This window comes from Rhodopseudomonas parapalustris, assembly GCF_053772255.1.
In genome coordinates this window covers 45,434-62,863 of sequence record NZ_JAMKBZ010000002.1, presented here as the reverse complement: position 1 = coordinate 62,863, position 17,430 = coordinate 45,434, and the positions used below count along the sequence as shown (strand labels likewise).

The following is a 17,430-nucleotide window of genomic DNA, read 5'->3' as shown; positions in this document are numbered from 1 at the left end:
CAGCCCGGACCGCGATCACAGAGGCTACCGAAGAATCGCTCGGCCCGAAGTCCCGAACGCGTTCACAAAGCTGCGTTCGGATTCGGTCGCTCGCTATCCCGTGACATGGTTCCGTTTCGTCGGAGCCGAACCGTCGCCACGCAACGCACCGATGCAACAACGCCGCGACGAAGGTCGATTTGACAATCGCGCCGAAACCGTGAGCACAAAGCTCAATATCGAGCAGTGGCGCGGCGGTGTGCTGGTCACGACGGCACAAGCGCGGAACAGACCCGATGTATGATGTGTTCAAGTTTCTCCACGTCGTCGGCGTGGTCGTGCTGGTCGGCAACGTCACCATTACAGCCTTCTGGAAAGCGTTCTCCGATATGACGCGCGACCCGAAGATCGTCGCGCATGCGCAGCGCGGCGTCACGGTGTCGGACTTCATCTTCACGCTCGCCGGCATCGCGCTGATCATCATCGGCGGCTACGGCGCAGCGCTGGTCAAAGACCTGCCGCTGTTCGATTCGTTCTGGCTGGTCGCTGGGCAGATCCTGTTCGTGATTTCCGGGGTGATGTGGCTCGGCATCCTGATCCCGCTGCAGATCCGGCAAGCCCGCCTCGCACGCAGCTTCGCGCAAGGCAGCGAAATCCCCGCGCAATACTGGCGCGACGCCAAAACCTGGCTGATCTGGGGAATTGCCGCCACAGTGCCGCTGATCGCGGCCGTCTTCGTGATGGTTTACAAAATCTGACCGCTACGCGATCCGCGCCACCGGTTTGCCGGGCAGGCCCCATTCGGTGACCCGCATTTCGAGGTCGCGGAAATTCTGGTGCAACTGCTCCATCGCAAAACCAAGCGCGAAGAACCGTTCCGCCTGATCGCCGGGTAGCGCCCGGATCAGGCCGTCGCGCCGCACGGCCGCAACCTCGGCCACATAAGCGGCGAGCGCCTGCTCCATCGGCGCGAGCGGCGGCGGCGCGTGGCGCCCGCGCAGCGCCTCGGCGCAGGCGGACAGATGTGAGGTCGCCGCGAGACGAAGACCATCGATCGCACCGCCGAGCCGCTCCTGCAGCGTCGGCGGGAGCGGTGCAGTGACCGAACGGCCGACGATCACCAGATCATGACGCAGGCGCAGCAGCGTGCGCACCAGCGGCGCGGTGTCGGGCCCGCGCGACAGCCCGGTATTGCGCTCGCGCTGCGCCTCGGCGCCGATTTCCGCGAGCGTCACCAGCGAAGCGCCGATGCCGTCCTGCAACCGGTGCAGCGCGTCGTTATCGAGTCCCTTGGTCAGCCCGGCGAGCAGTGCACCGAGCGCGTCGGCCATCAGGTCGAGCGAGCGCGCCGCTGCGGCGAGCGCCAGCCCCTGCGCGCGCGACGGCAGCACCACGAAGGAGACCGCGAGTCCGACCGCGGCGCCGACCGCGACTTCGAGCACCCGGTCGATCGCCGATGCGAGCGGCTCGACCTTGGTGATGGTCGGAACCAGCAGCACGATGATCGCCGTCACGGTGGCGACGTTGAGGCTGGGCTTGATCGCGGCGAGCAGCGCCAGCGGTGCGACCGCCAGCGCCAACGCGCCGAGCAATGCGAGCTCGCTGTGATGCGGCACGAAGATGGTGATGGCCCCGCCATAGATCGCACCGCCGATCGTGCCGACGAAATAATCTCCCGCCGTCTTCAAGGACCGCCCAACGCTGGTCTGCGTCACGATGATCGCCGTCAGCACCGCCCACAGCGGCAGATGCAGATGCAGACTTTGCGCAAAGCCAAGCGCAAGCAGCGCCGCCAGCGTGATCCGGAGCGCCAGCCCCCATTGCGGCCGGCGCGGTTTCCATTGCGAGAGCAAGCGTGTCCTGTTGGCTGTCATCGGCGGCGGCAATCGTTGCGGTTGCACCGTCTGGCGCGGAATCACGAGCGTTACAGAGCACGGCGCCGCGAGCTGCGCAAATACGGCCGAATGCGGATGGGGCCTGCGGCAGTGCGGCTTGAACCGCGTGCGCGGCCCGCCTAACGTGCCGCGCAAAAGAGGGAGCCCGAATGGCCAACGAAACCGCCACGCTCGCCGGCTACGTCGCCGCGCTGCAATTCTCCGACATTCCCCAGGACGTTCTGGCGCGCGCCAAGCTGCTGACGCTGGACTTCCTCGGCAGCGCGATCCGCGCCCGGCGCGAGGCCGAGTCGACGCCGTCGATCCTGCAGATGCTGCAGGCACTGTCGCTCGACGCGGCCGGCGAATCGACGGTGTTCGGCGACGACAAGCGCTGGACTCCGGCGGTGGCGGCGCTGCTCAACGGCGCACTCGGTCACTCGCTGGATTTCGACGACACCCACGCCGACTCCTCGCTGCATCCTTCCGCGCCGGTGGTGCCGGCCGCGTTCGCAGTCGGTGAACTGGTCGGCGCCTCGGGCAAAGACGTGCTGACTGCGATCGTCGCCGGCTATGAAGTATGCTGCCGGCTCGGCAACGCGCTCGATCCGACCTCGCACTACGCACGCGGCTTCCACCCGACAGCGACCGCCGGCACTTACGGCGCCGCGGCGGCGGCCGCCAAACTGTTCGGCCTGTCGCAGGACCAGATCGTCTCGGCGTTCGGCGTCTCCGGCAGCCAGGCGGCCGGCTCGCTGCAGTTTCTGGTCAACGGCGCCTGGAACAAGCGCTACCAGGTCGGCGCCGCCGCAATGAACGGCGTGATCGCCGCGACACTGGCCAAGAACGGCTTTGTCGGCTCGACCGAATCGGTCGAAGGCATCCACGGACTCCTGGTCGGCTACACCGACACCCCACATCACGACAAGGCGGTGGCGGATCTCGGCCGCGTGTACGAGACTATGAAGATCGGCGTGAAGCCGTATCCGAGCTGCCGTTACACCCATGCGGCGATCGACGCCCTGATCGCAATGCGCCGCGAGCACAATCTGACGCCGGAGCAGATCACGCGCGTCGAGGTCGGGCTGCATCAGAACGGCATCACCCTGACCGGCGACGCGCCGACCAAGCGTCATCCGCGCTCGATCGTCGGCGGCCAGTTCTCGATGTTCTTCACCGGCGCGCTGGCGCTGGAACAAGGCAGCTTCGGCTGGGACGACTACACCCGGCTCGGCGATCCGGCGATCAATGCCCTCGCCGACAAATTCGACGTGGTGCGCGACGAACGGCTGGAAGGCAGAACCCATCCGTTCGGCGCCCGCGTCTCGATCACCACCAAGGACGGCACGCACGAGCGCCTCTACACCGATCCGTCGGGCGAACCGAACTCGTTCCCGAGCGACCAGGCGATGGCGCAGAAGTTCATGCAGCTCGCCCGCCCGGTGCTCGACGATCGGGCGCAGGGCTTCGCAGACGCGGTCCTGACGCTGGAGCAGTTCGCCAGAGTGAGCGAGGCGACGGCGTTGGGACGCTAGGAACTTTTTGCGGTATTGACATACTTGCAATCTGGCGTAGCAGGGAAGTCGGCACTCTCGGAGGACGGAGAGCGGTCGATGCAACGCTTTGTCTGTGAACAGAACATCGCGCACTTCCAGAAGCTGCTGGAGACGGCCGAGGACGAGACGCTGCGCCGGACTCTGCTTGGCCTGCTGTCGGCCGCCAAGCGTGAGCTGGCGCTGCTGAATTCGCAGATCTCCGGCGCCGATCTGTCGCCGCTGGGGTGCCGAAGGCCGACCTGTGACATCGCGGTGGTGCTGGCGCAGCTTCGCGCCAGCTTCGGTGCGCCCAGCCATCCTTACATGCTGATCGATGCCGGCCCCGGCCTGACGATCCTCGACACCAACGACGCCTTTGCACGCGCGACGTTGACGATGCGCGACGCCATCGTCGGCAAGCCGCTGTTCGAAGTGTTTCCCGACAACCCTGCGATCGATACGGCCGACGGCGTGAGCAACATCTACAATTTGCTGCGCACCGTGGTCGAAACCGGTCAGCCGCACGCACTCGCGGTGCAGCGCTACGATGTCCGTAACGGCGATGGCGTGTTCGTCGAGCGTTATTGGCAATCAATCAACACCCCCGTTCGGGATGCCAGCGGCCGGTTGATCTGCCTGCTGCACAATGTCGAGGACGTCACCGCCGAAGTTCTGGCAAGCTAGCGGCGACCGCCCCGCCCCCCGGCGGCGGTCACGAAGCCGTGGCGAAACCATCATCCCGCTCATACGTCTGGAAGGCGTTGTCCGGAACGTCTATGGTTCTGAAGTACCGCGCTCCGGACATGAGGCGACGATCTCGTTCGCTTGGGGATGAAGCTGATGCCGATAGCCACGACTGCAGACCGCGCCTCGGAATTTCTCGGCGGACTGTTCAACAGCCTCACTGAGCGAGGCCGCAGCCTGTTCGGACTGACCAGCTCGCAGCCGATGTCCGGCGACGAACTGATCGCGCTCGGCGAGACGCTGCTATCCCGCCGCGGCGAAGCGTCCGGCGTGGCGCTGGCGGCATCGCTGCTCGCCGGCTACGAGGCCGCGGCCGAGGACGACAAGCTGGCGTTTCTCGATGCGCTCGCCGAACAGTTCGGGCCCGACCTCGCCGAACTCAACGCCGCGATCGAAGCGTTCCGCGCCGACCCCACGTCGGAGGCCACCGGCGAGCTGATGCGCGCCGCCGAGCCGCGCCGGCAGGAGTTGATCCGCCGCCTCAACCATGCGCCGGGCGGCACCGCCGCGCTGGTGAAGATGCGCGAAGCCGTGCTGGCGCGCCTCGCCGCGCATCCGCAGCTTCGGCACGTCGACGACGATTTCGTGCATCTGTTCACCTCGTGGTTCAATCGGGGGTTCCTCGTGCTGCAGCGGATCGACTGGACGACGCCCGCAAACATTCTGGAAAAGATCATCCGCTACGAGCAGGTCCACACCATTCACGACTGGGACGATCTGCGCGCGCGGCTGGCTCCGCCGGACCGGCGTTGCTACGGCTTCTTCCACCCGCGCCTGGTCGACGAGCCGCTGATCTTCGTCGAGGTCGCGCTGACCGAGGACAGTCCGGCCGCAATCGCGCCACTGCTCGATCTCGACCGCGAGCCGATCGCCGCCAGCGACGCCACCACCGCGGTGTTCTACTCGATCTCGAACACCCAGCAGGGTCTCGCCGGCATTTCGTTCGGCAACTTCCTGATCAAGCAGGTCGTGGAGGAGATCAAGCGCGAGCTGCCGAACGTGCAGACCTTCGTGACGCTGTCGCCGGTGCCGGGCTTCGCCAAGTGGCTCCAGCGCGAACGCGACAATCCGGACTCGACGCTGCTCGACGCTTCCGCGCGTACTGCCCTCGAGGCGCTCGATACTCCGAACTGGTTCGAGGATGCCGACACCGCCGATCGGCTGAAGCCGATCGTGCTGCAGCTCGCGGCTGCTTACTTCCTGCAGGCCAAGTCCAAGAACGGCCGTCCACTCGATCCGGTGGCGCGCTTCCACCTCGGCAACGGCGCCCGGCTCGACCGGCTGAATTTCCTCGGCGATCGCTCGCCGAACGGGATGCGGCAGTCGCACGGACTGATGGTTAACTACCTGTACGCGCTCGGCGACATCGAAGCCAACCACGAGGCACTGTTCGAACGCGGCCAGATCGCCGCCGCCTCGGCGGTGCGCAAGCTGGTGCCGACCAAGCCGGTAACGAGCGAGCCGCGCAAGAGCAACGGAAAAACTGCCAGCGCCCCGCAGGCCGCGCCGACGGCCTGAGGAACGTCGGCATGCCTGCCGCATCTTGCACTGGCCTCACCCCGTCATTGCGGGGAGCGAAGCGACGAAGCAATCCAGCTTGGTACACGAGGCTCCTGGATTGCTTCGCTTCGCTCGCAATGACGATCTCAAACGTCGAGGAGTTCGTCTCATGAGCTGGATGCCCACCAATGATCCGACGCTCGGCGATCCGACCACCTGCGACGCGCTGGAGCTGATTATCGTGCCGCGCACACGCGACCTCGGCGACGGCTTCGCGGTCCGTCGCGCGCTGCCCCACGGGAAGCGCCAGATGGTCGGCCCGTTCATCTTTTTCGACCATTTCGGACCGATGCAGTTCATCGCCGGCAAGGGCATGGACGTGCGGCCGCACCCGCATATCGGGCTGGCCACCGTCACCTATCTGTTCGACGGCAAGATCATGCACCGTGACAGCGAGGGCAATATTCAGGAGATCGCGCCCGGCGCGATGAACCTGATGACGGCCGGCCGCGGCATCGCGCATTCCGAACGCACGCCCGATGTCGAGCGCAGCATTGGCCAGTCGATGCTCGGCCTGCAGAGCTGGATCGCGCTGCCGCAGGGCTCCGAGGAGATCGCCCCGAGCTTCCAGCACTTTGCCGCCGCATCGCTGCCGATGGTGCAGGACACCGGCTTCACCGCACGGGTTATCGCCGGCTCCGCGTTCGGCAAGGCTTCGCCGGTGACGATGGTGTCGCCGTGGTTCTATGTCGAGATCAACGCCAAGGCCGGCACCACGGTGCCGCTCGATCCGGACCACGAGGAGCGTGCGATCTATGTGGTCGACGGCGAGGTCGAGATTGCGGGCGACCGCCACACGGGCCCAACGCTGCTGATTTTCCGGCCCGGCGACCGCATCACTGTCCGGGCAACGACCGACACGCGGATGATGTTCCTCGGCGGCGATGCACTGGAGGGGCCGCGCCACATCTGGTGGAATTTCGTCTCGTCCAGCAAAGAGCGGATCGAACAGGCCAAACAGGACTGGAAAACCGGTCGTTTCGCCGGCGTCCCGAACGAGAGCGAGTTCATTCCGCTGCCGGAATGATAGACTGCGGGCTCGAACCGCCCTGTGCCGCCGGCTGCTCCGGCGGCCGTCTCTGCCTGGATCACCGCCCATGACCACGATGCTCTCTAGCGACCTGCCGCTGACCAAGATCGGCCGCGGCAAGGTGCGCGACATCTATGCCGTCGACGACGACCGGCTGCTGCTCGTCACCACCGACCGGATCAGCGCCTTCGATGTGGTGATGGGCGAGACCATTCCGATGAAGGGCGCGGTGCTGACCCAGGTGAGCGCGTTCTGGTTCGGCCAGCTCGGCGGCGTGGTGCCGCATCACATGATCAGCGCTGATATCGACGAGATCATCGCCGCAGTTCCGGCCCTGCAGGGCCAACGCGCCGCGCTCGCCGGCCGCACCATGCTGTGCAAACGCACCACCGTATTCCCGATCGAATGCGTGATCCGCGGCTACATCACCGGTTCGGCCTGGAAGGAGTACGCCGCCTCCGGCACACTGGCGGGCGAGAAGCTGGCCGAAGGGCTGAAGGAGAGCGAGCGGCTGGTGCCGCCGATCTTCTCGCCGGCCACCAAGGCCGAAACCGGCCACGACGAGAATATCACCATTACGCGGATGCGCGAGATCGTCGGTGACGAGGCTGCCTACACGCTCGAGAGCATGACGCGCGCGATCTACACCCAGGGTGAAGAGGTCGCCCGAGAGCAGGGCATCATCATCGCCGATACCAAGTTCGAGTTCGGCCGCGACAAGGACGGACGCATCATCCTGATCGACGAGGTGATGACCCCGGACAGCTCGCGGTTCTGGGCGGCCGATACCTACGCGCCGGGCCGGTCGCAGCCGTCCTTCGACAAGCAACCGCTGCGCGATTATCTCGACGCCGAACGCCGTGCCGGCCGCTGGAACGGCGAAGCGCCGCCGCCGAAGCTGCCGGCCGAGATCGTCGAAGCGACCTCGAAGCGCTATCTGGACGCCTACCGCCGGCTCACCGGCACCGATCTGGTGGTGACTTAAAGTCACTCCGTGCTGAGCCGGATCGCGGGCATGGCTCCCGCAATCCGGCTGTAGCATCACGGCTTGGTCGATCAGACGCCTTCGAACAGCACCGTCGACAGGTAGCGTTCCGAGAACGACGGCACGATCGCCACGATCGTCTTGCCGGCATTTTCCGGCCGCTTGCCGAGCTCGATTGCGGCGGCGATCGCCGCCCCCGACGAGATGCCGCCCGGGATGCCTTCGTGCCGCGCCAGCGCCCGCGAGGTTTCGATCGCGGTGGCGCTCGGGATCTTGACCACTTCGTCGATCACCGACCGATCCAGAATGTCCGGCACGAAGCCGGCGCCGATGCCCTGGATCTTGTGCGGGCCGGGCGCGCCGCCCGACAGCACCGGGCTTTCCTCCGGCTCGACCGCCACCACCTGCAGCGACGCCTTGCGCGGCTTCAGCACCTGGCCGACGCCGGTGACGGTACCGCCAGTGCCGACACCGGCGACGAAGATATCGACCGCGCCGTCGGTGTCGTTCCAGATCTCTTCCGCAGTGGTGCGGCGATGCACCGCCGGGTTGGCGAGGTTCTTGAATTGCTGCGGCATCACCGCGTTGGGGGTCGCCGCCACCAGCTCTTCGGCCTTGGCGACCGCCCCCTTCATGCCCTTGGCGGCTTCGGTCAGCACCAGTTCGGCACCGAGGAAGGCCAGCATCTTGCGGCGCTCGATCGACATCGATTCCGGCATCACCAGCTTCAGCCGGTAGCCCTTGGCGGCGGCCACGAAGGCCAGCGCGATACCGGTGTTACCGGAGGTCGGCTCGATCAGCACGGTGTCGGGCTTGATGATCCCTTCCTGCTCCAGCGCCGCAATCATGGCCGCGCCGATACGATCCTTCACGCTGCTCGCCGGATTGAAGTACTCGAGCTTGGCGTAGATCGTCGCGTTGACGCCGTGCTGCTGCGGCAGCCGGTTCAGACGTACCAGCGGCGTATCGCCGTAAGCATCGGCGATCGACTCGTACACCCGGCCGCGGCCGGGACGATGGGCGGGTGCTTCTGCGACGGCTTTGATCGATGCGGTTGCTGCGCTGGACATGACGCCTCCTCACTCAGGTTGGCGGATTTACGGGAACTGTCACTGGGCAATCTGCTAGCCCGCCGCGGCCCCGTCAACGCGGCTGGTAAAAATGGAACAAACACCTCTAAAGCGACGGGTTTCTGGAATACGCGTGCTGCTTAGACGCTCTGGCTTGGGCTGAAATCCCGCCCTGCGGGAGGGACATTTCTGCATCGCCCTTCACAAGGCCGTCACGCTGACTGTAGTATGCCTTCGCATGCTGCTTCGCAGCGTCGATCGACGGGGGTCAGGAGCGTTTCTTGAACGCGCATGTCTCACATGGCGGTTGGCCGGTGCTGGTGCTCAACGCGGACTTCCGGCCGCTCAGCTACTATCCGTTATCGCTTTGGTCGTGGCAGGACGCGGTCAAAGCGGTGTTCCTCGATCGCGTCAATATCGTCGCCCATTACGACCGCGCGGTCCATAGCCCAAACCTCGACTTCCAGCTCCCCAGCGTGGTGTCGCTGAAGTCCTTCGTCAAGCCGACCACGCATCCGGCTTTCACCCGGTTCAACGTGTTCCTGCGGGATCGGTTCGTCTGCCAATATTGCGGCGCCCCGGACGACCTCACCTTCGATCACATCATCCCGCGCTCGAAGGGCGGCCAGACCACCTGGGAGAACGTCGTCGCGGCCTGCTCACCGTGCAACCTGCGGAAGGGCAATCTGACGCCCGAGCAAGCCAAGATGTTCCCACGCCAGACCGCGTTCGCCCCGACAGTCCACCAGCTCCACCGCAACGGCCGACTGTTCCCGCCGAACTATCTGCACGAGAGCTGGCTCGATTACTTGTACTGGGACACCGAGCTGGACCCGTAGTCCGCCCTCGGCCCGGAAGCGTCTCGTCTCGCCCTGCCGGCGCAGAATTCCGGCTTGCTTTACACCGCCTCCGACAGGCTGCACTGCTACGTTCGAAGTCGCTTGCGAACGGATCGGTGATGTTGGGTTTTCTTGTTCTGCTGGTGCCGCCGGCCCTCTGGATCGGCTGGCGGATGGCGTCCAGGCGGACGGTATTGCCGTGTCCGTCGGAGATCGCCTGGCTGGTGGAGATGGAAAACCCGCTGGCGCGCGCCACGCGCTCCGAACAGGTCGTGGCGCAATTGCAGCTGCGCCCGGGAGACCATGCGATCGACATCGGTTGCGGTCCCGGACGGGTGACGCTCCCGCTGGCACGGGCCGTTGGACCCAACGGCCAGGTGACCGCACTCGATGTGCAGGACGGCATGCTGGCGAAGGTTGCCGCCAAGGCTGAGGCCGAGGCGCTGACGAATATCCGCCTGCTCCGAGCCGACGTGCGGGAAGCGGCCGTCGCGGCGGGCTCGCTGGATGCGGCCGTGATGGTGATGGCCCTCGGCGAGTTTCCGAGCGGCACCGAGATCTTTCCCTCGGTGCATCGCATGCTGCGCCCCGGCGGCCGTCTGCTGGTCGCCGAGAGCGTGTTCGATCCGCACTACGTCTCCCGCCGCCGCGTGCGGGAGCGGGTCTCGGCCGCGGGATTTCGCGAGCTGCGCTGCGTCGGCAATGTGTTCGGATACAGCATCACGTTGGAAAGGCAGTAGCCATTGGCCACGCGATGTCTGGCGTGCCCCTCTCCTATCGAGCGGCGAAGTCAGCTCGCCGGCAGGTTCACGATCCACGGCTCCGCAAAGACGTGCTCTTCCAGGTTCACACCTGGGCCGCCGCGGTCGACCACCACGAAGTCCTGCACGGCTCCGAATGGCGTCAGGACGCCGTGCCAGATGTTACGGGCGTAGCAGACGCCCTGGTGCGGCCGGGTGACGAAGGCCTGCGGCGCGCCGGGCTTGCCGGCTTCATCGGAGCAGACCACCACCAGAAACGGCGCGGCGTTCAACGGCACGAACGCCTGGGCGCCGAGCGGGTGGCGCTCGACCAGGGTCAACCGCAGCGGCAGCGCGTAGGGCTGCGCTTCGACCAGGCCGATCACCACCCGAGCCCCCTCGCCGGTGACGTCGATCTCGGCGAGGTCGTGAAAGCGGCGAGCCATGCCGGCATTCATCGGCCGCGAGGCGACCTGGGCGGTGTCGATCGGTTTGCCGAACGGCGCGAACGCCGCCGCGGTCAGCGGCTGCGCGATGATCGTTCGCGCCGTGCTCGTGCCGGTCATCGCCCCACCCCTTTGCGGCCGAGCGCCGGATGCCGGTTGACGTCCTTGTACAACAGATAGCGGAAGCGGCCTGGACCACCGGCGTAGCAGGCCTGCGGACAGAACGCCCGCAGCCACATGAAGTCGCCGGCCTCGACCTCGACCCAGTCGCGGTTGAGCCGATACACCGCCTTGCCTTCGAGCACGAACAGCCCGTGCTCCATCACATGGGTTTCCTCGAACGGGATCGAGGCGCCGGCCTGCAGCGTGACGATGTTGACGTGCATGTCGTAGCGCAAATCGTCGGGCGAGACGAAGCGTGTCGTCGCCCAGGTGCCGCCGGTGCCGGTCATGCCGGCCGGCTCGATCTCAGACTCGTGGGTCACAAAGGCTTCCGGCGCATCGAGCCCGGGAGCCGGCTCGTAGGCCTTGCGAATCCAGTGGAAGCGCGCTGGCTCGCTGCCAGCATTGCGCAGCCGCCAGCCGCAGCCGGGCGGCAGATAGGCGTAGCTGCCGGGGTGCAGCGCGTGGGTGTTGCCGCCGAGATCGAGGCTCGGCGCCCCGCCGACCACAAACAGCACGCCTTCGGCCTGCGGATCCGGCTCCGGATGATCGCTGCTGCCGCCGGGCGCGACCTCCACCAGATATTGCGCGAAGGTCTCGGCGAAACCGGACAGTGGCCGCGCCAGAATCCAGGCGCGGGTATTCGTCCAGCCCGGCAGCAGGCTGGTGACGATGTCGCTCATTACGCCATGCGGGATCACCGCATAGGCCTCGGTGAACACCGCGCGACCGGTATGGAGCGCGGTCTGGGGCGGTAGGCCGCCGCAGACCGGGTTGTAGGTTGGGGCGTTCATCGGGCCTCTCCCATGGTTTCTTTTTAGGAGCCCCGCCGTCAGGCGGAGGCTTCCGCGACCGGCGCATCCAGGATCGCCGCGGTATCGGTGGTGACCTCGCCGTTCAGCACGCGTTTCGCTTGAGCCCGGTCGATATCGCCCTCCCATGCGGCGATCACCACGGTCGCCACGCAGTTGCCGACCAGATTGCCGAGCGCACGGGCGATGCCGACGAACCAGTCGACCGACAGCACCAGCACTAGGCCGATCAGCGGAATGTCCGGCACCGCCGACAGCGTTGCGGCCAGCACTACGATCGCCGAGCCGGGGACGCCGTGAGCGCCCTTCGAGGTGAGCAGCGCGATGCCGAGGATCACCAGCAGATGGCCGAACGACAGCGGCGTGTTGGTGGCCTGCGCGATGAACACGGTCGCGAGCGTCAGATACAGCGAGAACGCATCGAGGTTGAACGAATAGCCGGTCGGGATCACCAGACCGACGGTCGAGTCCTTGATGCCGAGCCGCTCCAGCTTGCGCATCACCTGCGGCAGCACGCTGTCCGACGACGCCGTGCCGGCTACCACCGTGAGCTCCTCGCGCAAGTAGGCCAGCAGCTTGATCAGGCTGAAGCCCGCCAGTCGCATGATGCCGCCGAGGATCACGAACACGAACAGCGCGACACCGGCATAGAACAGGGCGACCAGCATGCCGAGCTGCTTGAGCGATCCGATACCGTATTTCGCAACCGTGAACGACACCGCACCGAGCACACCGAGCGGCGCCAGCCTGACGATGATGCCGATGATCTTGAACAGCACCTCGGTGACCCGCTCGATGCTGTCCGCCAGCGGCTTGCCGCGGTCGCCGAGCAGCGACAGGCCGGCGCCGAACAGGATAGCGATGATCAGCACCTGCAGCACGTCGCCCTTGGCGAACGCATCGATGAAGGTGGTCGGCACCAGGCGCATCAGGAAGTCGGTGAAGCCGGTGACTTCCTTGACATGGCTGCTGTAGCCCGCGAGCAGCGATCCATCCAGCGTCGCCGTATCGACGTTCATGCCGGCGCCTGGTTGGAACACGTAGGCCAGCACGATGCCGAGCGCGAGCGCCACCGTCGTCACCGCCTCGAAGTAGATCAGCGATTTCAGCCCGACGCGCCCGACCTTTTTCAGATCGCCGGCACCGACGATGCCGTGGACGACGACGCCGAACACCAGCGGCGCGATCGCGAACTTGATCAGTTTGATGAACAGGTCGCCGAGCGGCTTCAGCGCGACCCCGACCTCAGGCCACAGCGCACCGACAACGACACCAAGCACGAGGGCGGCGACCACCTGCCCAAACAGCGACGCGAAAAACCGCTTCATCGGAATGTTCCCGGATCTGGAGCCTGCGAAACAATCACTGCTGAGTTTCTAGACGTCAAATATTTCGTCTGTCTTTATTGAGACGATTTACATATTATTAGCCGATGGAAATCCGCCATCTCCGCTACTTCGTCGCCGTGGCGCGCCACCTGAATTTCACCGCCGCCGCGGATAGCCTCGGCGTCGCGCAACCGCCGCTCAGTCAGCAGATCAAGGACCTGGAGACCGAGATCGGAACCGCGCTGTTCGAGCGGACCACCCGCCGCGTCGCACTGACACGCGCCGGCGAAGACTTCCTGCAGCAGGCGCTCGCAATTCTGGACCGGGCCGAGACCGCCGTTCAGCGCGCCCGCTCGATCGGCGCCGGAACGGCGGGCATCCTGAATGTCGGACTGACGGGATCGGTGCTCACCGGCCCGTTGGGACGAGCGATCCAGCAGTTCTCCCTGAGCTGCCCGGACGTCGACCTTCGAATCCATGAGATGTCGCCGGACCGGCAGATTGCGGCGCTCAAATTCGGGCAGACCGACGTCAGCTTCCTGCGCACCCCGCCGCAGGACGTCGATATTTCCAGCGAACTGGCATGGCGGGAGTCGGTGCGGCTCGTTCTTCCGAAGGGCCACGCATTGTCGGCCAAGAAGGTCACGCTCGCCGACCTCAGGAACGAGAGCTTCGTGTTCCTGCGCCTCGAAGACTCGCTGTTCGCAAAATATCTGTGGCAGTGCTGCTTCGAGGCGGGTTACGCGCCGCGCGTGACCCATCAGGCGATCGAGTCGGCGTCGCTGACGAGTCTGGTCGCGGCGGGCCTCGGCATCGCCATCATCCCGGAATTCGTCAGCAAGCTGGCGCATCAGGACGTGGTGTATCGGCCGATCGCCGGTCCGCCGATCCGGGCGGACGTCCACGCGCTGACCACCGGCGCCAACAACGCGCTCGCGCGCCAGTTCGTCGCGCTGGTCCAGACCCTCGCCGGGAAGGACACCGGATGACCGACCACCGGCAGACCGTTGGCGCCGCCACAGCCGACAGGAGGTGTCGTGGTTCGAGGACACGCTTCCGATCTCAATCGACCGCGAACCCTGCACGGTCTCCCCTTTAGGCCGCAGGCGGCGCGCTGCGATCGGTCGGGCCGGAAATAGCAGGCGCCGGCTCGATCTCCACTGGGGCGGCACCGGCGCCCATTGAAGGCGTGTTGCCGGCCTCCTGCCGCGCGGACGAGTAAATGTCCCAGGTTGCGATGAACATCGCGGCGATCACCGGGCCGATGACAAAGCCGTTCAGGCCGAGCACTTCAAGTCCGCCGAGGGTAGAGATCAGCACCACATAGTCCGGCATCCGCGTATCTTTGCCGACCAGGATCGGACGCAGGAAGTTGTCGACCATGCCGATCACCAGCGAGCCCCACACGATCAGCCCGATGCCTTGCCAGAGCGAACCGGTGGCGATCAGATACAGCGCCATCGGCAGCCAGACGATGCCGGCGCCGACGGCCGGCAGCAGCGACATAAACGCCATCACCACCGCCCACATCAGCGCGCCGCTGACGCCGAGCACATAGAAGGCGAGCCCGCCCAGCGCGCCCTGGATCAGGGCGATCAGCATGTTGCCCTTCACGGTGGCGCGGATCACCACGGTGAATTTGTCGAGCAGCCGGGTCTGGTGATCGACGCCGAGCGGCAGTGCACGGCGAATCCGCCCGGCCAGCAGATCGCCGTCACGCAGCAGGAAGAACAACAGATACACCATGACGAACAGGTTGACGGTGAAGTCGAAGGTGCTCTGGCCGATGTCGAGCGCCTGCCCCGCCAGATACTGACTGCCGCGCAGCAGCACCGCCGACAGCCGTTCCTGCAGATCGGACAGATTGCCGACGCCGAAACGGTTGAGCAGATCGCCGAGCCAGTCCGGCCGCGCCGCCATCAATTCGCGCATCTTGTTGAGCAAGTCGAGATTGCCGGATTCGATCTTCGCGTATGTCGCGGCCGCTTCCCGCGCCAACGCCGCGCCGATAAGCGACAGCGGCAGCAGCACCATCAGCACGATGATCGCGACCGACGTCAGGGCGGCGAGATTGCGCCGGAAGCCGAAGGAGCGATTGAGGCCGCGGTTCAACGGCGCAAACAGAATCGCGATCACCACGCCCCACAGCACAGCTCCGTACAGCGGCCACAAGATCCAGCAGAACAGGACGGTCGCCCCGATCAGCAGCAGAATGAAAAAGCTGTTCTCCGAGGCACGCATTCACAACATTCCCTTCGCGTCGTCGTTTCGCATAACGGTCGAGGCTGCATTTGGCTCCGGCTGGCTTACACAACTGAGGCGGCCAGTAAAAGCGGTCGCCGAGATCACGCCTCGTATTGGTACGGAGTGCAGTATTAACCTTGCAACAAGCAGAGCCATCCAAAGCTTCTTCGCACGCGACGACGTCCGACAGACGCTTCGTCCGCGATCACGCGCAACCGGTCGACGTCCTACCGCTTGCGTGCAGCAACGATCATCCAGGCGTCGGGAAATCGGAAATCAGGCCATGCTTTCAAGGATCTCGATCCGCACCAAGGTCACGTCATTGGTTGCAATACTGCTGATCGCGATGTCCGGTCTCGGCGCGCTCAGTCTGCTCAAGCTGAGTACAATGAATGCCAGGACGACGGAGATCACCACAAACTGGCTGCCGACGGTGACGCTGCTCGGCCAGATGCGGGCGGAGGTCCTCGAGTATCGCATGAGGCTTCGCGACCACCTCCTGGAAACAGACGACACCGCGATGACCTCCATCGAAAGACAGATCGAGACCACCGAGGAGCGAATCAAGAGCGCCCAGAAACGCTATGAAGCGCTGATTTCGTCGCCCGAAGAGAGGCAGATCTACCAAACCTGGGTCGAGGCCTGGGACAAGTATCGAACCATGGCGCCGAAGCTGCTCGAGCTTTCGCGCAAGGCCAACAACGGCCAGATTTCCGTCGAGGGCATGAATCTGCTGACCAAGACGATGGTTCCCTTCGGCGTGCGGATGGACGCTGATTTCCAGAAAGACATCGATCTGAACAACAAGGGTGCCGCCGATGCCAGCGCCGCGGCGGCGGCGACCTACAGCTCGGCGTTCTTCATCGTATTGTCGATCCTCGCCCTGGCGGTCTTAGTCAGTGTCGTCGCGAGCGTCATGGTGATCCGGGACATCACGACCGGCATCGGCTCGATCATCAAACCGATGCAGGCGCTAGGCCAAGGCGATCTCTCGGCTGACGTGCCCTATCGCGGTGTGAGCACCGAGATCGGCGCGATGGCGGATGCGCTGCAGATCTTCAAGGAAGCGCTGATCGCCAAGAAGGCCGCCGACGAAGCCGCCGCACGCGAGGCCGAGGCCAAAATCGCTCGCGGCCAGCGCGTCGACTCCGCAACCCGCCAGTTCGAGACCGCAATCGGTCAGATCGTCGAGACGGTGTCGTCGGCGTCGACTGAACTGGAGGCATCCGCCGGAACGCTGACCGCGACCGCCGGCCACGCCGAGGAACTGACCACCGCGGTCGCGGCGGCATCCGAACAGGCCTCCGCCAACGTGCAGTCGGTGGCTTCGGCGACCGAGGAAATGTCTTCCTCGATCTCCGAGATCAGCCGCCAGGTCCAGGAGTCGGCGCGAATTGCCAACGATGCGGTCGATCAGGCGCGCAAGACCAACGACAGCGTCGGCATGCTGTCGACCGCCGCGGCCCGAATCGGAGACGTGGTGGAGCTGATCAACACCATCGCGGGACAGACCAACCTGCTGGCGCTCAACGCCACCATCGAAGCGGCCCGTGCCGGCGACGCCGGCCGCGGTTTCGCGGTGGTCGCCGCAGAGGTGAAGGCGCTCGCCGAGCAGACCGCCAAGGCGACCGGCGAGATCGGCCAGCAGATCACCGGAATCCAGGCCGCGACCGACCAGTCGGTGGCCGCCATCAGGGAAATCGGCCTGACCATCGGGCGGATGTCGGAAATCGCCTCCACCATCGCGTCGGCGGTCGAAGAGCAGGGCGCCGCGACGCAGGAGATCTCGCGCAACGTCCAGCAAGCGGCGCAGGGAACCCAGCAAGTGTCGTCCAACATCACCGACGTTCAGCGCGGCGCGACCGAAACCGGGACGGCTTCGGGGCAGGTTCTGTCGGCGGCCAAATCGCTGTCGCAGGACAGCAGTCGCCTCAGGGACGAGGTCGCCCGGTTCCTGGAAACCGTGCGGGCGGCCTGAGCCACAGCCCATAGCTCGACAGATCCACGCCGCGCGGCAGCAGTCGCGCGGCGTTGTTCATGGCCCCAAGATTTCTGGCCCGAGCGAATTTGCGGTTGCATCGC

16 protein-coding genes are annotated in these 17,430 nt (G+C 65.6%); 10 read left to right on the top strand and 6 right to left on the bottom strand.

Going from position 1 to position 17,430, the window contains the following annotated elements:
- Positions 1-275: 275 nt before the first annotated feature.
- Positions 276-737 carry a DUF2269 family protein gene (locus tag M9H71_RS02315; protein WP_455403506.1) on the top strand — a complete coding sequence of 154 codons (462 nt, stop codon included), beginning with the start codon at positions 276-278 and terminating at the stop codon, positions 735-737.
- 3 nt (positions 738-740) lie between these two features.
- On the opposite strand, the gene M9H71_RS02310 is transcribed toward M9H71_RS02315, so the two are convergent.
- Positions 741-1,853: an FUSC family protein gene (locus M9H71_RS02310; protein WP_455403505.1), complete on the bottom strand. Its 1,113-nt coding sequence runs from the start codon at positions 1,851-1,853 to the stop codon at positions 741-743.
- 170 nt (positions 1,854-2,023) lie between these two features.
- Here M9H71_RS02310 and M9H71_RS02305 point away from each other — a divergent pair, with 170 nt between their 5' ends.
- The 5 genes from M9H71_RS02305 to M9H71_RS02285 all read left to right on the top strand — a co-directional run bounded on the left by M9H71_RS02305 (position 2,024) and on the right by M9H71_RS02285 (position 7,707).
- Positions 2,024-3,388 (top strand): MmgE/PrpD family protein, encoded by a 1,365-nt coding sequence (locus M9H71_RS02305; RefSeq protein ID WP_455403504.1) that lies wholly within the window; start codon positions 2,024-2,026, stop codon positions 3,386-3,388.
- Positions 3,389-3,466: 78 nt separating this feature from the next.
- Positions 3,467-4,072, top strand: a complete 606-nt coding sequence (locus M9H71_RS02300) for a PAS domain-containing protein (RefSeq protein WP_455403503.1) — start codon at positions 3,467-3,469, stop codon at positions 4,070-4,072.
- Between the two features lie 156 nt (positions 4,073-4,228).
- Positions 4,229-5,650 carry a malonyl-CoA decarboxylase gene (locus M9H71_RS02295; protein ID WP_455403502.1) on the top strand — a complete coding sequence of 474 codons (1,422 nt, stop codon included), beginning with the start codon at positions 4,229-4,231 and terminating at the stop codon, positions 5,648-5,650.
- A 151-nt stretch (positions 5,651-5,801) separates the two neighbouring features.
- Entirely contained in the window at positions 5,802-6,719 is a 918-nt protein-coding gene (locus M9H71_RS02290; RefSeq protein ID WP_455403501.1) for a pirin family protein, read from the top strand.
- Between the two features lie 70 nt (positions 6,720-6,789).
- A complete protein-coding gene (locus tag M9H71_RS02285) occupies positions 6,790-7,707 on the top strand; it encodes a phosphoribosylaminoimidazolesuccinocarboxamide synthase (protein ID WP_455403500.1) in 918 nt (305 codons plus the stop codon).
- A 71-nt stretch (positions 7,708-7,778) separates the two neighbouring features.
- Here the strand turns inward: M9H71_RS02285 and cysK are convergent, their stop codons facing one another.
- Entirely contained in the window at positions 7,779-8,777 is a 999-nt protein-coding gene (gene cysK / locus M9H71_RS02280; RefSeq protein WP_455403499.1) for a cysteine synthase A, read from the bottom strand.
- 281 nt (positions 8,778-9,058) lie between these two features.
- On the opposite strand from cysK, the gene M9H71_RS02275 reads away from it, so the two are divergent.
- A complete protein-coding gene (locus M9H71_RS02275; RefSeq protein WP_455403498.1) occupies positions 9,059-9,616 on the top strand; it encodes an HNH endonuclease in 558 nt (185 codons plus the stop codon).
- Between the two features lie 119 nt (positions 9,617-9,735).
- Positions 9,736-10,356, top strand: coding sequence for a class I SAM-dependent methyltransferase (locus M9H71_RS02270; protein ID WP_455403497.1), 621 nt, complete (start codon positions 9,736-9,738; stop codon positions 10,354-10,356).
- A 50-nt stretch (positions 10,357-10,406) separates the two neighbouring features.
- On the opposite strand, the gene M9H71_RS02265 is transcribed toward M9H71_RS02270, so the two are convergent.
- From M9H71_RS02265 to M9H71_RS02255, 3 genes are read right to left on the bottom strand one after another with little or no spacing between them, the layout of a single operon-like run.
- A complete protein-coding gene (locus M9H71_RS02265; RefSeq protein ID WP_455403496.1) occupies positions 10,407-10,922 on the bottom strand; it encodes an ureidoglycolate lyase in 516 nt (171 codons plus the stop codon).
- Positions 10,919-11,758, bottom strand: a complete 840-nt coding sequence (locus M9H71_RS02260) for a bifunctional allantoicase/(S)-ureidoglycine aminohydrolase (RefSeq protein ID WP_455403495.1) — start codon at positions 11,756-11,758, stop codon at positions 10,919-10,921. Before M9H71_RS02260 ends, M9H71_RS02265 begins: the two co-directional genes overlap by 4 nt.
- Before the next feature lie 38 nt (positions 11,759-11,796).
- Positions 11,797-13,104 (bottom strand): dicarboxylate/amino acid:cation symporter, encoded by a 1,308-nt coding sequence (locus M9H71_RS02255; protein WP_455403494.1) that lies wholly within the window; start codon positions 13,102-13,104, stop codon positions 11,797-11,799.
- A gap of 104 nt (positions 13,105-13,208) precedes the next feature.
- On the opposite strand from M9H71_RS02255, the gene M9H71_RS02250 reads away from it, so the two are divergent.
- Entirely contained in the window at positions 13,209-14,093 is an 885-nt protein-coding gene (locus tag M9H71_RS02250) for a LysR family transcriptional regulator (RefSeq protein WP_455403493.1), read from the top strand.
- Positions 14,094-14,199: 106 nt separating this feature from the next.
- Here M9H71_RS02250 and M9H71_RS02245 read toward each other — a convergent pair whose 3' ends face one another.
- The gene (locus M9H71_RS02245) at positions 14,200-15,345 is read right to left on the bottom strand and encodes an AI-2E family transporter (RefSeq protein WP_455403492.1); all 1,146 of its coding nucleotides are present in this window, start codon (positions 15,343-15,345) and stop codon (positions 14,200-14,202) included.
- Positions 15,346-15,631: 286 nt separating this feature from the next.
- Between M9H71_RS02245 and M9H71_RS02240 the strand changes: the two genes are divergently transcribed.
- Positions 15,632-17,326, top strand: coding sequence for a methyl-accepting chemotaxis protein (locus tag M9H71_RS02240; protein WP_455403491.1), 1,695 nt, complete (start codon positions 15,632-15,634; stop codon positions 17,324-17,326).
- The last annotated feature ends 104 nt before the right edge of the window (positions 17,327-17,430 follow it).

Coding starts and splice junctions, on each gene's coding strand:
- M9H71_RS02245 (WP_455403492.1), bottom strand. CDS start 15,345: ATGCGTGCCTCGGAGAACAGCTTTTTCATTCTGCTGCTGATCGGGGCG.
- M9H71_RS02315 (WP_455403506.1), top strand. CDS start 276: ATGTATGATGTGTTCAAGTTTCTCCACGTCGTCGGCGTGGTCGTGCTG.
- M9H71_RS02240 (WP_455403491.1), top strand. CDS start 15,632: ATGCTTTCAAGGATCTCGATCCGCACCAAGGTCACGTCATTGGTTGCA.
- M9H71_RS02255 (WP_455403494.1), bottom strand. CDS start 13,104: ATGAAGCGGTTTTTCGCGTCGCTGTTTGGGCAGGTGGTCGCCGCCCTC.
- M9H71_RS02270 (WP_455403497.1), top strand. CDS start 9,736: ATGTTGGGTTTTCTTGTTCTGCTGGTGCCGCCGGCCCTCTGGATCGGC.
- M9H71_RS02260 (WP_455403495.1), bottom strand. CDS start 11,758: ATGAACGCCCCAACCTACAACCCGGTCTGCGGCGGCCTACCGCCCCAG.
- M9H71_RS02250 (WP_455403493.1), top strand. CDS start 13,209: ATGGAAATCCGCCATCTCCGCTACTTCGTCGCCGTGGCGCGCCACCTG.
- cysK (WP_455403499.1), bottom strand. CDS start 8,777: ATGTCCAGCGCAGCAACCGCATCGATCAAAGCCGTCGCAGAAGCACCC.
- M9H71_RS02265 (WP_455403496.1), bottom strand. CDS start 10,922: ATGACCGGCACGAGCACGGCGCGAACGATCATCGCGCAGCCGCTGACC.
- M9H71_RS02285 (WP_455403500.1), top strand. CDS start 6,790: ATGACCACGATGCTCTCTAGCGACCTGCCGCTGACCAAGATCGGCCGC.
- M9H71_RS02305 (WP_455403504.1), top strand. CDS start 2,024: ATGGCCAACGAAACCGCCACGCTCGCCGGCTACGTCGCCGCGCTGCAA.
- M9H71_RS02300 (WP_455403503.1), top strand. CDS start 3,467: ATGCAACGCTTTGTCTGTGAACAGAACATCGCGCACTTCCAGAAGCTG.
- M9H71_RS02310 (WP_455403505.1), bottom strand. CDS start 1,853: ATGACAGCCAACAGGACACGCTTGCTCTCGCAATGGAAACCGCGCCGG.
- M9H71_RS02290 (WP_455403501.1), top strand. CDS start 5,802: ATGAGCTGGATGCCCACCAATGATCCGACGCTCGGCGATCCGACCACC.
- M9H71_RS02295 (WP_455403502.1), top strand. CDS start 4,229: ATGCCGATAGCCACGACTGCAGACCGCGCCTCGGAATTTCTCGGCGGA.